Genomic DNA, 12,138 nt, shown 5'->3' on the forward strand with positions numbered 1-12,138 from the left:
TGGTGTGCTTGCTGAAGTTTGTGATCGGCCGGCCACTAAAGTGTGACAGGACTGGAAGATCTAATCCGCACAGGTGGTGCACTGTCCATGTCGCATCCCTGCTGTTTGATGAGTTTGCAATGGACAAGATCACTGATTTACTCAGGTTCAGTACCCTCCCGGTTTTGGATATACCTATCTCACGGCAGGAGAACGCATGTTGAAAGCGCTGTATTGACGTCCCCAGATGTTGAATCGCGTACCCTGACGGCTGGGGGGAGATACAGAGGCTGAATCAACACTCCCTGGAAGATACTACTGGCGAGTGATGGGACCGTCTACCATTTACCCTGATTTATTTTTGTCACGATCACCATTTGGCGGGTCAGACCACGAAAGGCCCCCTGACCAGGTCACATGCTTGGTGAAGCTGCGCAGTCGAGTAATCCAGGAGAGGCCGGCCGCGTAGGCGAAAGTACAGATTGCGACCCCGGCAGGTATGGCCATGAGTGTCAGTACAGTAGGGGTATCCCACTGGGGTATGACCGCGGTAAGTATTCGCATGCCTAGACAGATCACCGCCGAGTAGCAACCCGCCAGATAGAGGTTGCACAACAAGCGTGTCTCGTCGTCTTTCAGGTCATGGAAAGCGCGTATCCCATGGTAAAGTAGATAAATCAGCATCAAGCTGAGCACGATCCAGTAGGCCGTCAGGTATGGATACCGGCCGTCGCTGGGATACGTGCCGAGGTTATACATGGGGTGCCTGTTAGCATCGCTGTTTGCGAAGAGGGCGGTGATGATGAGGGTGCCGATTGCGGTGGGGGTCTGGATCCATTTGAAGAACCATGAGTGAAACGTTTCGGTGCTGTGTCGGCGCGGTCGATCCAGCTTGGATACCGCGTTGTAGACGACAGCGCACATTGCACCCAGGGCGCAGAGATGCCCCAGCCAAAATTGGAGATTCCACACATGGGTGATGTGGTGGAGCTTGCACCCGACGAATGTACTTACGGGCGTCGAGGAGAGCATCAACACCGCGACAGCTAGAAGGCAGATACTGGTAGTACTGGCCGTTTCCCACTTGACACGCCAGGTATGACGCCTGGTCCAGAGCGCCCACGCGAGCACCCCCGCCGTTATTAACGAGATCGTGAAAGCCATCACTGTGTCGACTACATCCGTTTACGTTCCGGTGCTGGAGCGGAACCTTCGGGATGCACCCCCCTTTCTCCGACCGACCTGTTGTCAACTTTAAGGCTCGATGGTACTTGGGGTCTACTGCGCAGCCTAAAAATGCAGGTTACGGCGGTGGAGCGCCAGCCTTTCGCTTACGTCGGCTAAGCATCTTCGTCCTCGGGATCGCTATCGTCGTCGTCCCCGGACGTCGTGTAGGAAAAACCGGCGGGACGCCCCCGCCCTGCTCGACGTACTGACGTAGCCCGTCCTCATCCAAAAGCTGCAGCACGTCGGTGTCGAGGTATCCAAACGCAATCTGCAGCGCACGGGCGGACAGGTTGAAGTGGTTGCCGAACTGGTCCAGTTCCTCGAATGAGGGAAAGTCATCTGCGTCTTTGCGTCGGCTGTAGTTGGTGGGTGGGATGTCAAGTGCTAGGGCCAACTCCGAGTCTGTGAGGCGCCGCTGGCAAAGCCATTCGAGTACCAGCTTGACGTCTTTTCCGTCTTGGTTCGTTCGTGGCATTACCGCAGCCTATCACCACGCTGGGCTGCCTTAAACCCCGTGCGGAATGAATCTTTCGTTACAAGATCTACACTTTCACCAGCGAAAACACCCACACGCTGGGGGTATGGCCACTCCGTATCTGGAAGAACGCTTCCACAACCGGGATGCTCGGGTGTATCCTTCATCACAGCAGGTTATTTGACACGGGCCCAGCTAACGAGCGCCGGTCACGCAACTAGCTACTACCAACCCGAGGGGAGATGGGGCATGATACTGCCCAAATGTGATGTGCCAGTAGGCGATCTGACCAGCGCTAATCCGCTGATGATCTATGAAGCCGGTCCCAGCGCCGCAGCAAGACTATTGACAAAAACGACTCGATTGTGCTTGCGGAACACCTTGACGGCCGGATGCCGCGCCGCAGCCCTACCCTGGCCCTACGGGGCAATCGAGAAAGCCGCGAGTCTTGTTCCAAGTGTCGCCAGGCGCGCGGCCGTCCGTCTTCCCCATGTGACGGCTCAGCTTATCTGCGCACCTGGCGTCGTTGACCAGGGCGAACGCGTCATCCTTTACTGCCACGGCGGCGCCTTCCTGGTCTGTGGTCCCAACACGCATGGAGACCTGATTACCCGGTTGTCCCGAGTTTCAAACGGACCAATTTTGGCGCCCGACTACCGGATGTTGCCCAAGCACTCCATCGGCGATGCCGTGGCCGACTGCATGGATGCGTACCACCATCTACGGGAGACTTACGAGCCGCACCAGATCACGCTGGCCGGCGATTCGGCGGGGGGATATCTCGCCCTCACCGTGGCCGACCTGATCGCGACGTTCCTTTGCGAGACGCCCGCGGCGCTGGTGATGTTCTCCCCGCTCTTGGAACTCGATCCGGCCGGCAAGAAGGCCCATCCCAACATCGCGTGCGACGCCATGTTCGGCTCGGAGGCCTTCGATGCCCTGCACTTCTTGATCCGACGTTCCACCAAGGGCGGTGTCCTACATGAGCCCCTGGAGAGCTTGTCGCCCTATCTCCCGCCCGTCTTGATCCACGTCTCGGGGCAAGAGGCTTTGCTGCACGACACATTCCTTGCCTCCAGTCGACTGGCCGATGTCGGGGTGCCAGTGGAGGTGCATGTGTGGCCCGGGCAGATCCATGTCTTTCAGATTGCCGCGTCCTTTGTGCCCGAGGCGAGAAGGTCGTTGTCGCAGGTGGGGCGCTTCATCAAGGCCAAAACCACTGAATCTCGGAAATGTCACGAACATAACTTGACATTGCGTACGGGTACAGTAGGGTACTAACCAGAAGCCAATCGGTCGAGCCGGACTCGCGCAGTGATCATGAGATATTGCTGGCAGGCTTACAGCGACAGTGAAAAGCTGTATAGGGATATACCCACGGTATATCGCCCATGGACCCACCGCTTAGGTGGAGGCGAGACTTTGAAACTGTCAATGCACACCTCCTGTTTTTGATGGACAGCCGTGTTTGAGTCGGGCGTGTGCGCGCAAGCCCCTCTGGAATTGGGAGACATATTCCACATGCGTCGTATCAAGACCCTCGCAGATCTAACCGATGAGGAACGGGGAATCATCGCTCAGGTGATATCACTGATGCACAAATTACCCGATGAGCCAATCATCTATCTCCGCGCCATTGGCATGATGCGCGAAAAAGAGTTTGGGGTAGCCGGCCGCGGCCGTGGTGCGGTACCCAAGGGCTATATCAGGCCCAGGAAATGACGGGAGATATCCAATGAGGAATATTGCACTCCTTGAGGCGACACTGGCCAAGATCCAGGACCACCCCGAGCTGCATGACCAAAGCCTGGTGTTCCAGCGCAACGAATGCGGTACCGCCGCCTGTTTCATGGGCTGGGCCTGCATGCTCGCGGGCTACACCCCCGTGCTGACGGGGAGCTTCTTCGGACCCCACACCACCGGATCTGTTGTCGCGGACGCCCGTGGTCGACGGCACATCGCCCTCCTGACCGCCTATGACTTACTCGGCCTCACCACTGATGAGGGAGCGAAACTTGCCGCCCCCTACAACACCGTTCGCCAGCTTGAGCTGATGGTCAAGGCTCTGGTCAACGGTGAAGAGCTGGGTCACCCAGACGAATACAAGGACTAAATGATCGACCTAGATTCGGCCCTGTCCCAAATCGAGAAGGACTTCGGGCCCAATACCGTGATGCGCTTGGGTGATTCTCCCCGCCAGCAGGTAGACGTGATACCCACCGGATCCCTCGCCCTGGACAGGGCACTGGGTATTGGCGGCCTACCGCGCGGACGCATCGTGGAAATCTTCGGCCCCGAGTCATCGGGTAAGTCCACCCTGTGCCTCCATGCCATCGCTAACGCCCAACGCGCGGGCGGGACAGTCGCATACATCGATACCGAGCACGCCGTCGACCCCATATACGCCAAGAACTTAGGCGTGGACATCGACAACATGCTCATCTCCCAGCCCGATACGGCCGAGCACGCCCTTGAGGTGGCCGACGTCCTAGTGCGCACCGGCAAGATCACCACCCTGGTGATTGACTCGGTGGCCGCCCTCGCGACGCGCGCCGAGATTGAGGGTGACTATGGGGACAGCCATGTTGGCCTCTTGGCCAGGCTAATGAGCCAGGCAATGCGCAAGCTGACCGGGACATTGAGCAACACCAACACCTTGGCCATCTTCGTCAACCAGCTCCGCGACGTCATCGGCGGATTCGGGTATGGCCCGAAGGAAACCACCACGGGTGGACGCGCCCTGCGCTTCTACTCCTCCGTGCGCCTCGATGTGCGCCGGATCGAGACCGAGAAGTCGGGCGACGAGGCCACTGGTAACCGGGTGCGCGTCAAGGTCGTGAAGAACAAACTCGCCGCCCCGTTCAAGCAGGCGGAATTCTCCATCGTCTATGGCCAGGGGATCTCCCGTGAGGCTGAGCTGATTGATATCGGTACGAAGCTGGGCATCGTGAAGAAATCCGGTGCCTGGTTCTCCGTGCCGGATGGGGATGAATCGATTCGACTTGGCCAAGGTAAAGAGCAGTCCCGGCTCACGCTAGCCGGCGACCCCGCCCTGGCAGACAATATCGAACAAAGGATTAGAGACACATGGAACACCCCGTTCTAGTTGGGCAGCGTGGATAAATGCCGCTGCGGGCACTCCCAGTTTAGCCACGAAGGTTACAGCCAACGCTGCCTCGTTTGTGGATGCCCCGAGTTTCGACTACTCGAAACCGTGGACTCATTAGTCCTCGCGGGAACGACGGGAATTGCCTCGTAGGGCCTATCGCGAACACCTCGTTAACCGGGCGTATTTACTGCGTCAGAAATTCACACTGACACAAGACGTCGGCTATGCGCGTCAGGTTATTGACGACTTTGAGCATGTTCGCGAAGCACTGATTGAGAACTATGGGATCGTTCTAGATCCATTAGAGACTTCTGGGCAGGGTGCCCGGCAGGGAAAGGAAGTCCCATGAGCGAGATGGGACAGAAGATCATCGCGGAAGTTCGCAAGATCGCGGCAGAACGCCCCAACTTCGTTTACCCGCGCCTGAATTGTGCGTACCTGGATGAGTATGGTTGCCCGAGCTGCATCATCGGCCACGCCCTGTTCCGGCTAGAGGTCATCCCGAGCGTGCATTTGATTGAGGGGAAACCGGCATCCTTCACCCTGTCCGATCTTGGGATTGATTTGGACCACGACGAGGCCCGATGGCTAGATGAAGTACAGGCCGCCCAAGACGGTCGTGCCGGCCCACCTCCCCCGCGACCGGGGCTCTCCCCCGAGGAATTCAAGTCCAAGTGGGCAGAACATCCCGGCCGTTACCCCTGGGGTGAGGCAGTGAAGCACGCCGACAACATGGTGCCCGCGCTCGCGGCGTAACCATCCATTTGACCCCACGGCCTAATCGTCGTGGGGTCTTTTGTGTCTGACATTAATTCGAGGAAACAATGGACACCGAAGCCAGAATCAAGCACATCGAGGATCAGGTTGCCGCACTGCGCCGCGACCTTCGTAAAGAGAAAGAACTCCCCGTAGGGTCGGTGATCGCTCCAGGGAACCGTTCAACCGGTATCGCCTATCGGGTTGGACGTATCCACGGAGATGCGGGATCGGACGGACGCCAGCCCACCACCGAACCCGGGTGGGTCACCGTATTTAGTGACTTCTCCGGGTCTTACTACCGCTCTCTGCGCGAATTGCAGGATCGCATCAACGTCTTTCGGACCTACCGGGTACTCCGCAAGGGGTTCGACCAATGAGCATCGGTGTCATTCTTACCATTATCTTCATGGTGCTTAAGCTCACCCATTTCATCGCGTGGGCATGGTGGCAGGTGCTGATCCCGCTCTTTATTGAGGTCGGCTTTGACATCCTCTTGTTTACCGGCGGCCTCGCCCTGGTACTGAAAGTGCTCAAAGACTGACCGACTACTCCCTGAAGCGCAACTATTTCCAGCAGGTTCTGGTTATGCCACCGGATGCTGAACCCCTTGATGGCACATGGGTCACATCCAAGGATGGCAAGGACTACTTCCGCCCGTGCGATGCCCATAAGAAGCTAGCGATGGCTTATGGCCGCACCAGCAAGGCCGGCGAACACCTCAAGGGGGGTGGCGACGGCCTGGCCAACTGGAAAGCTTCCATGGCCGCCTTGGGTGTGCTCATGTCGGATAGTGCGCGCAGCGAAATCGTCAACCTCATCAACGAATACGACGGTGATCCGTACTATGCCGGCGATGACGGTGGATTCAAGTCCGGTAAGAAGCGCCTCCTGGAGGCTGTCGAACTAGCCTGCAAGGTTGCGGGATCGGACACTGCCTCGTCACGAGGCACCGAATTCCACAAACTGGGGGAGATGGTCAATAAGGGCCGCATCCCCCGCGTGGTCCAGGACCACCTCGTTGATTTCCTGGAGCATTACAAGCAGCGGGTGAAGCCGATCCATTTCCTGGCGCAAGAGATCCTGATCATTAACGACGAGATCCAGCGCGCCGGCTCCATCGATTACCTGATGGAGCTTCCGGCCGGTATCACCACACCGGACGGCATCACGCACGACGAGCCACTGGTGGTGGCTGGCGACCTCAAGACGGGAAAGTGGGACATTGATTACCCGGGTGGTGTTAGTGCCCAACTCGCTGGCTACGGTCTCGGATTCCGTTACGACCAAGCAACGAATACTCGGTATCCCCTGCATCCTCGATCTAGCGATAGATGGGCAGTCATTGTTCATTTTCCAATCGCGGAGAGGGACGCCGAAGTCTCCTTCTACTGGGTAGACATGCACGTCGGTTTGCAGGCTGCACACCTGAACAACCGGCTGGACCGCATGATTGCCCACTACAAGTCAGTGAAAGGTAAACCTATCAAATTCGAGTTGGCGGCTTAGTGGTAAATAAGCCGAACCTGGATGACTACTGCGACGTCCGCGAACGCATGGCTGAGTTCTTCGCCAAGCACCCCGAGGGCGTCTTCCAGTCTGAATGCCAGTTCATTCAGACCGATGGTAGATCCGCCGTGGTGGTCAAGGCCTACGCCTACCGTCACCCCGATGATCCCAAGCCTGGCACTGGCCTGGCCTACGAGTTCATCCCGGGTAAAACGCCATACACCAAGGACTCTGAGCTACAGAACGCTGAGACCGCGGCATGGGGCCGCGCCGTAATGGCTGTGGGTGCGGGGGATTCCAAGAAGCCCATCGCCACACGCGAAGAGGTCCGCAACCGCACCGCCGAGCCCGAAGACAACGTCATTGACAACATGGAGGGCCGCGGTGAACTCCGCAAGGTCTGCGAGGACCAGGGCCTGAACCCCAAAGAGGTGGCCCGCCGCTTCCAGCAGGAGTTCGGCTACGACCCCAAGACGGCCACCAATGACGTGCTGATCTCATTCGTGAACATGATCAAGGGCGGCGTGATCACCTTCGGCGATTCGGAGCCCGCCCCGGCGTGAGCACGTTAGTAGACGACGAGATTGATCAGCACAAGGGCCCGGGTACCGGCACGATGGACCCCGAATGGGAATCCTGGCTGGCCATGGACATCCCCTGTGTTGTCGAGGGCTGCGACGAGAAGGTCGAATGGATGGGCAACCAGCATGGTTGCCTCAAGGCATTCTCCTGCGATGCCCACACGATTCGGTTCGTGACCTTCATCCGTGCTGACATCTCCCGCCAGGGCTACACGGTGTGCAACTACTGCAAGAAGAGCTTTGACACCCTGGAGTCCTTCTTCAAGGCGGTGCGCGTATGAGTCACCTAAGCTTTGAGGCCCAGGCGAATGCCCTCTCTAAGGCCATTGAGCTAATGGAGGTGCGTGCAGGTAAGGGAATCCCAGCAAGTGTCACAGAACTCTTGCTGGCCAACATTGCGATCAGCCTCCTCATGGGCCTGGAGATGGCGTGAGCGACTGGAATCCAGCCACCGTCGAGGCGGCAATTCACGAATGCTCACAGCGAATTGCCAACGGCGTCATGAAAGCCGACGCGGCCTACCGGAAGTTCCTAGACTCCGACCACGCATACGATCTGGCCTTCGCCCGTGCCTACCTGGATGCTGATGGCCCCGCCCATGCGAAGAAGTACATGGCCGAGATCGCAACTGAGGCAGAACGTAAGGCGCGCAACGTAGCTGACGCTGCGTACAAGCTGATGGACCGGAACATGAAGGCCATCCAAAGCGAGCTTGATGCCCTGCGTTCCATCGGGACGTCGGTGCGCCAGGCCTACGCAGTCGCCGGCCGCGGTGAGTACTGAGAAGGAATGCCGCCGCACCATCGCCGAGCGGGCCCAGGGCTTCTGTGAGAGATGCGGACGCTGCGGACCACTAACCCTTCACCATCGCAAGAAAAAGGGTCAGGGCGGCGCCTGGGATCCAACCAACTGCGTACTGGTGGATGGTCATGGCACAACGGGCTGTCACGGCTGGATAGAAAGCCATCCCAACGCTGCTGAGGCTGAGGGATTCCACGTCCGGCCCTGGCGCGATCCCGCTGAGATACCAATCCTCTACCGCGGCGAGTGGGGATACCTCACTGCCGATGGGAAGGTGAGAATTGAACGAGAAGAAGTGGCCCCCGAAAGCGGGGACCTACCGCCAAGATGATGAAGACGATTACCGCCCGCGCTGCCGTCACCGCGGTACGCCGGCCGAGCCGTACGCCCACGAGGGACAATACGGACGCATCAACCGTGTAACCCCGGGCGAGCGTGGAGTTCCCGCGCAAGCCTTTGTCGACTGGGGTGATGGATTACTTACCTGGGAGCGTCTGACAGACCTCCTCCCACTGAGGGATCAGAGTGGAACCTAAAACCGAAAAGGAATACCAGGACAACAAACTCCCCTTCGTGAAAACCCAGTACGGGGTGTTCGACCCGAGCACGGGCAAGGTTGTGCCCTGCAAGAGTCGCGAATACGCCCACGGTATTGGTGGCCGGTTCATTCCCATGGTGCGCCATGTCAGCGAATGGCTGGAAGACAAGGGTGGTGAGTGACTGACCAACCAGCGAGCGACGCGCGCGCGGAGGAATCGGTCCTCGGTTCGATCCTGCACAATCCCGCGACCTTCTCCCAGATTGGTCAGCTAAGCACCGAACACTTCTTCTTCCCGCAGAATGCCCTGCTCTTCACCACACTGCAGGAGATGCACGTCGCGGGGGAAGATATTGACTCCGTCACGGTGTTCGCCAAGCTGCGGGAGCGCGGGGAGTTGCGCCGCGTGGGCGCACCCTACCTCAGCGAGCTGCTGCAGGCATTCAAGTCGATTGACAATGTCGGAACCTACGCTAAGATCATCATTGATCGCTGGAAGATCCGCACTATCAACCAACTTGGGGAACGATTCCGGCAGATCCACGACTCCGCGGAGGACATTCCCGCGGCACTGGAAGAGGCCCGCAGCTTCCTGGATGAAGTCGTTATCGACTCCGATAGTGTTGAAGACTTCGACTCGGCCTACGAGTCATGGGTTGACTGGTATAACACCGACACCGTCGTGATACCCACCCCATGGGCGGGTCTTAACAACATCTGCATGGGTGGTCTGCACAAGGGTCGGCTCTACACCTTCACGGGTAGACCGGGATCCGGCAAAAGTGCGTTGTGTCTCAATGCTCTAGCGGCCAGTGCGCGAGCTGGCTACCGGGGAATCATCTACTCCCTGGAGATGCCCAGCTCCGAATGCTTGTCCAGGATCCTTGCGGCCGGCGCCAACGTGCCACTGAAACACATCTTCCAGCACCAACTCGCCTCCGATGAGCGGCAACGCATCAAGGAGTTCGCGTCACAGCCGTGGCGCACCCGCATGATGATCGATGACAAGCCCACGCAAACCATCGCCAGCATCACCGCGGATGCCCGCTGCCGTCAGCGCGCCGGGGGCCTGGACCTGGTGGCCATTGACCACTCGCTACTCCTGGATCCCACGGATAGAAACGCTTCCGAAATCCAGCACATCAACACCGTGTCGCGGGGCGCCAAGATGCTGGCCCGCCGCCTGGACGTGGCGGTGGTGTTGCTCCATCAAATGAATAGAGAGAAAGAGGCAAATGGGCATCGTAAGCCCCAGATGCGCGACCTTTACGGCGGCGGGGAGAAGGATGCCGACGTCATCATCGCTCTCGACAGGGACCACGAACACATCGTGGCCTACCCGCTGAAGAATCGAATGGGCCCAACAAAGACGGCCGCCACCATGGTGGATGAGCTGGCCTATGGACGGCTCGGGTGACGGAGGACGAGGAGAGTTACTGGGAGCACGCAGCCAGGGCACTCGTCGGCCCCATTCGGGACACCTACGAGGGCGACTGGATGGACGCGGCGAACTGCCAGGTGGAACGCGTTGACGACAACCGGTTCCTCCGCAAGCCCCTCCCCGCTGAATCCCTGATATGGGAGGGGATCTGCAAACAATGCCCCGTCTCTTTGCAGTGCATGGAGTGGGCAGATAAGCACGAAGTCCGCGGAGTTTTCGCAGCAGGAGAGTGGCGAGAGTGAAGTACAACCTACTGGCGGGGATTAGGTGGGACGACCTTGACATGGACGCGGTGCTGGACAATTCCTACCGCGATTTCCACGTCAAGGGATTCGACTACCTGTGTCTACACCGCACCGATGACCTCACCATCAAGGCCTACTTCATCACCGATGCCATCCAGGATCTACCCGAGGTAGTCAACCCCCACGACCACCGCTACGACTTCCAGACCGAATGCCTTTCCGGCATGATCCGGAACAAGTGGTACACCAGGGAATTGAAGACACTACGCCCGGGCAAGATGTTCTCCGCATTCCTGTGGGACACCCCGCTCAATGGTGGTGAGGGCTTCCGCTACTCCAATCGGGCCATGTTGTGGCAGAACGGCATCTTCACTGCCGGCCCCGGCCGCGGCTACTCGATGCGCCACGACGAGATCCACACCATTCAGGTGCTCAAGCCCGAGACCTGCATCGTCTTGGCCCAGCACAAAGACAAGGTGCCGGTGGGCATGCCTACCCGTACCTATATCGATGGCGACGCCCCACCGATCAACGATCTCTACAACACCTTTACCGCCGACCAGGCGATGAAACGAATTGAACTACTAAAGGACCTTATTTCTTAATGGACTATTCCTTCGCACTACATGCTCTGCAACTAGGCCATGCCGTTGCTCGTATCGACTGGGACGGCGACGGGCTCCTGCAGCTTCAGCTTCCCGACGAGGATTCCAAGATGACGCTGCCCTACGTCTACATCACCACCGCCAATGGTGAGCGCGTGCCTTGGTCCCCCAGTCAGGCCGACCTGCTGGCTGACGACTGGTACACCATCGATCTCCCCCTGGCGCCGTTCTGATGTTCAAGAGCGACAAGGCCAAGAGCGTCGAGACCATCACAGCGAAGCTGGCTGACACCGTCAACGAGCTTGAGCGTCACGCCGACGAGCAATTGGAGAAGGCCGCAGCCCAGAAGGCCGCCGCATACGCTGCCGAGGCCGCACATGCAGCGCACAAGGCAGAACACCATCTAGCCAACGCCGTGGCATCCAACATCAGGGCATTGCTTGAGCCGTAGCCAACAAAAAGGCACCTCCTTCGAGACCCTTATTGCCAAAGGCCTGGCCGAGGCTTTGGATGACGACCGCATAGAGCGCCGAGCACGTAACGGCGTGAAGGACCGCGGGGATATCGGCGGCGTCCGACTCCGCGGCCAGCGTGTCGTCATCGAATGCAAGAACGAAGCCACCGGCAAGGTTTTCAAACTGCCCGAATGGGTGCAAGAGGCCCATGACGAGGCCGGAAATGACGACGCTCTTGTTGGCGTCGTGGTTCACAAGCGTTCAGGCACTACTGATCCCATGAAGCAATGGGTGAGCTGTACCGTCGCCGATTTCGTGGCGATTCTCACCGGAGAAAGGCAGTAAGAAAATGTGGCAGCGCGGCGTAGCGAAACTTCTCGGCATAACCCGGGAAGGTGTGACGGTGGAATGTCCGTT

General features: G+C 58.7%; 20 protein-coding genes. 18 read left to right on the forward strand and 2 right to left on the reverse strand.

Features of this window, described 5'->3' with window-relative positions; all coding sequences use genetic code 11:
- Positions 1 to 324 precede the first annotated feature (324 nt).
- Together DQP57_RS00455 and DQP57_RS00460 are read right to left on the reverse strand one after the other, a co-directional pair.
- Positions 325 to 1,143 carry a hypothetical protein gene (locus DQP57_RS00455; RefSeq protein WP_133259210.1) on the reverse strand — a complete coding sequence of 273 codons (819 nt, stop codon included), beginning with the start codon at positions 1,141 to 1,143 and terminating at the stop codon, positions 325 to 327.
- Between the two features lie 139 nt (positions 1,144 to 1,282).
- Positions 1,283 to 1,681: a hypothetical protein gene (locus DQP57_RS00460; protein ID WP_112630681.1), complete on the reverse strand. Its 399-nt coding sequence runs from the start codon at positions 1,679 to 1,681 to the stop codon at positions 1,283 to 1,285.
- Positions 1,682 to 1,930: 249 nt separating this feature from the next.
- Between DQP57_RS00460 and DQP57_RS00465 the strand changes: the two genes are divergently transcribed.
- The 18 genes from DQP57_RS00465 (at position 1,931) to DQP57_RS00550 (ending at position 12,066) form a co-directional block, all read left to right on the forward strand.
- Positions 1,931 to 2,962 (forward strand): alpha/beta hydrolase, encoded by a 1,032-nt coding sequence (locus DQP57_RS00465; protein ID WP_112630683.1) that lies wholly within the window; start codon positions 1,931 to 1,933, stop codon positions 2,960 to 2,962.
- A gap of 240 nt (positions 2,963 to 3,202) precedes the next feature.
- Positions 3,203 to 3,403: a hypothetical protein gene (locus DQP57_RS00470; protein WP_133259211.1), complete on the forward strand. Its 201-nt coding sequence runs from the start codon at positions 3,203 to 3,205 to the stop codon at positions 3,401 to 3,403.
- Between the two features lie 13 nt (positions 3,404 to 3,416).
- Entirely contained in the window at positions 3,417 to 3,794 is a 378-nt protein-coding gene (locus DQP57_RS00475) for a hypothetical protein (protein ID WP_112630687.1), read from the forward strand.
- Entirely contained in the window at positions 3,795 to 4,787 is a 993-nt protein-coding gene (recA, locus tag DQP57_RS00480; protein WP_112630689.1) for a recombinase RecA, read from the forward strand.
- A gap of 348 nt (positions 4,788 to 5,135) precedes the next feature.
- Positions 5,136 to 5,546, forward strand: coding sequence for a hypothetical protein (locus tag DQP57_RS00485; RefSeq protein ID WP_112630691.1), 411 nt, complete (start codon positions 5,136 to 5,138; stop codon positions 5,544 to 5,546).
- A 68-nt stretch (positions 5,547 to 5,614) separates the two neighbouring features.
- Complete coding sequence (locus tag DQP57_RS26540; RefSeq protein WP_133259212.1) at positions 5,615 to 5,926, forward strand: hypothetical protein; 312 nt, start codon at positions 5,615 to 5,617, stop codon at positions 5,924 to 5,926.
- Positions 5,923 to 6,090 carry a hypothetical protein gene (locus tag DQP57_RS26760; RefSeq protein WP_165821720.1) on the forward strand — a complete coding sequence of 56 codons (168 nt, stop codon included), beginning with the start codon at positions 5,923 to 5,925 and terminating at the stop codon, positions 6,088 to 6,090. The genes DQP57_RS26540 and DQP57_RS26760 overlap by 4 nt, the downstream gene beginning before the upstream one ends.
- 44 nt (positions 6,091 to 6,134) lie before the next feature.
- On the forward strand, positions 6,135 to 7,055 hold the full coding sequence (locus DQP57_RS00490) for a hypothetical protein (protein WP_205868996.1): 921 nt from the start codon (positions 6,135 to 6,137) through the stop codon (positions 7,053 to 7,055).
- Complete coding sequence (locus DQP57_RS00495; protein WP_112630695.1) at positions 7,055 to 7,618, forward strand: hypothetical protein; 564 nt, start codon at positions 7,055 to 7,057, stop codon at positions 7,616 to 7,618. The genes DQP57_RS00490 and DQP57_RS00495 overlap by 1 nt, the downstream gene beginning before the upstream one ends.
- Positions 7,615 to 7,917, forward strand: a complete 303-nt coding sequence (locus tag DQP57_RS00500; RefSeq protein ID WP_112630697.1) for a hypothetical protein — start codon at positions 7,615 to 7,617, stop codon at positions 7,915 to 7,917. Before DQP57_RS00495 ends, DQP57_RS00500 begins: the two co-directional genes overlap by 4 nt.
- Positions 7,918 to 8,065: 148 nt before the next feature.
- A complete protein-coding gene (locus DQP57_RS00505) occupies positions 8,066 to 8,419 on the forward strand; it encodes a hypothetical protein (protein WP_112630699.1) in 354 nt (117 codons plus the stop codon).
- 543 nt (positions 8,420 to 8,962) lie between these two features.
- The gene (locus tag DQP57_RS00520; protein ID WP_112630703.1) at positions 8,963 to 9,157 is read left to right on the forward strand and encodes a hypothetical protein; all 195 of its coding nucleotides are present in this window, start codon (positions 8,963 to 8,965) and stop codon (positions 9,155 to 9,157) included.
- Positions 9,154 to 10,392: a replicative DNA helicase gene (locus tag DQP57_RS00525; RefSeq protein WP_112630705.1), complete on the forward strand. Its 1,239-nt coding sequence runs from the start codon at positions 9,154 to 9,156 to the stop codon at positions 10,390 to 10,392. The genes DQP57_RS00520 and DQP57_RS00525 overlap by 4 nt, the downstream gene beginning before the upstream one ends.
- An 80-nt stretch (positions 10,393 to 10,472) precedes the next feature.
- Positions 10,473 to 10,658: a hypothetical protein gene (locus DQP57_RS27580; RefSeq protein ID WP_430917515.1), complete on the forward strand. Its 186-nt coding sequence runs from the start codon at positions 10,473 to 10,475 to the stop codon at positions 10,656 to 10,658.
- The gene (locus DQP57_RS00535) at positions 10,655 to 11,266 is read left to right on the forward strand and encodes a hypothetical protein (RefSeq protein WP_133259213.1); all 612 of its coding nucleotides are present in this window, start codon (positions 10,655 to 10,657) and stop codon (positions 11,264 to 11,266) included. The genes DQP57_RS27580 and DQP57_RS00535 overlap by 4 nt, the downstream gene beginning before the upstream one ends.
- Entirely contained in the window at positions 11,266 to 11,499 is a 234-nt protein-coding gene (locus DQP57_RS00540) for a DUF2829 domain-containing protein (protein WP_112630711.1), read from the forward strand. The genes DQP57_RS00535 and DQP57_RS00540 overlap by 1 nt, the downstream gene beginning before the upstream one ends.
- Complete coding sequence (locus tag DQP57_RS00545) at positions 11,499 to 11,717, forward strand: hypothetical protein (protein WP_112630713.1); 219 nt, start codon at positions 11,499 to 11,501, stop codon at positions 11,715 to 11,717. The genes DQP57_RS00540 and DQP57_RS00545 overlap by 1 nt, the downstream gene beginning before the upstream one ends.
- Complete coding sequence (locus DQP57_RS00550) at positions 11,707 to 12,066, forward strand: hypothetical protein (protein ID WP_112630714.1); 360 nt, start codon at positions 11,707 to 11,709, stop codon at positions 12,064 to 12,066. The genes DQP57_RS00545 and DQP57_RS00550 overlap by 11 nt, the downstream gene beginning before the upstream one ends.
- Positions 12,067 to 12,138 lie beyond the last annotated feature (72 nt).

The organism is Mycobacterium colombiense, from assembly GCF_003284935.1.
GTDB lineage: Bacteria > Actinomycetota > Actinomycetes > Mycobacteriales > Mycobacteriaceae > Mycobacterium > Mycobacterium arosiense_A.

What these genes read in the sequence shown, in the direction of transcription:
- DQP57_RS00475 (WP_112630687.1), top strand. Translation starts at nt 3,417, where the DNA reads ATGAGGAATATTGCACTCCTTGAGGCGACACTGGCCAAGATCCAGGAC.
- DQP57_RS00540 (WP_112630711.1), top strand. Translation starts at nt 11,266, where the DNA reads ATGGACTATTCCTTCGCACTACATGCTCTGCAACTAGGCCATGCCGTT.
- DQP57_RS00470 (WP_133259211.1), top strand. Translation starts at nt 3,203, where the DNA reads ATGCGTCGTATCAAGACCCTCGCAGATCTAACCGATGAGGAACGGGGA.
- DQP57_RS00485 (WP_112630691.1), top strand. Translation starts at nt 5,136, where the DNA reads ATGAGCGAGATGGGACAGAAGATCATCGCGGAAGTTCGCAAGATCGCG.
- DQP57_RS00490 (WP_205868996.1), top strand. Translation starts at nt 6,135, where the DNA reads ATGCCACCGGATGCTGAACCCCTTGATGGCACATGGGTCACATCCAAG.
- DQP57_RS26760 (WP_165821720.1), top strand. Translation starts at nt 5,923, where the DNA reads ATGAGCATCGGTGTCATTCTTACCATTATCTTCATGGTGCTTAAGCTC.
- DQP57_RS00465 (WP_112630683.1), top strand. Translation starts at nt 1,931, where the DNA reads ATGATACTGCCCAAATGTGATGTGCCAGTAGGCGATCTGACCAGCGCT.
- DQP57_RS26540 (WP_133259212.1), top strand. Translation starts at nt 5,615, where the DNA reads ATGGACACCGAAGCCAGAATCAAGCACATCGAGGATCAGGTTGCCGCA.
- DQP57_RS27580 (WP_430917515.1), top strand. Translation starts at nt 10,473, where the DNA reads ATGGACGCGGCGAACTGCCAGGTGGAACGCGTTGACGACAACCGGTTC.
- DQP57_RS00545 (WP_112630713.1), top strand. Translation starts at nt 11,499, where the DNA reads ATGTTCAAGAGCGACAAGGCCAAGAGCGTCGAGACCATCACAGCGAAG.
- recA (WP_112630689.1), top strand. Translation starts at nt 3,795, where the DNA reads ATGATCGACCTAGATTCGGCCCTGTCCCAAATCGAGAAGGACTTCGGG.
- DQP57_RS00460 (WP_112630681.1), bottom strand. Translation starts at nt 1,681, where the DNA reads ATGCCACGAACGAACCAAGACGGAAAAGACGTCAAGCTGGTACTCGAA.
- DQP57_RS00455 (WP_133259210.1), bottom strand. Translation starts at nt 1,143, where the DNA reads ATGGCTTTCACGATCTCGTTAATAACGGCGGGGGTGCTCGCGTGGGCG.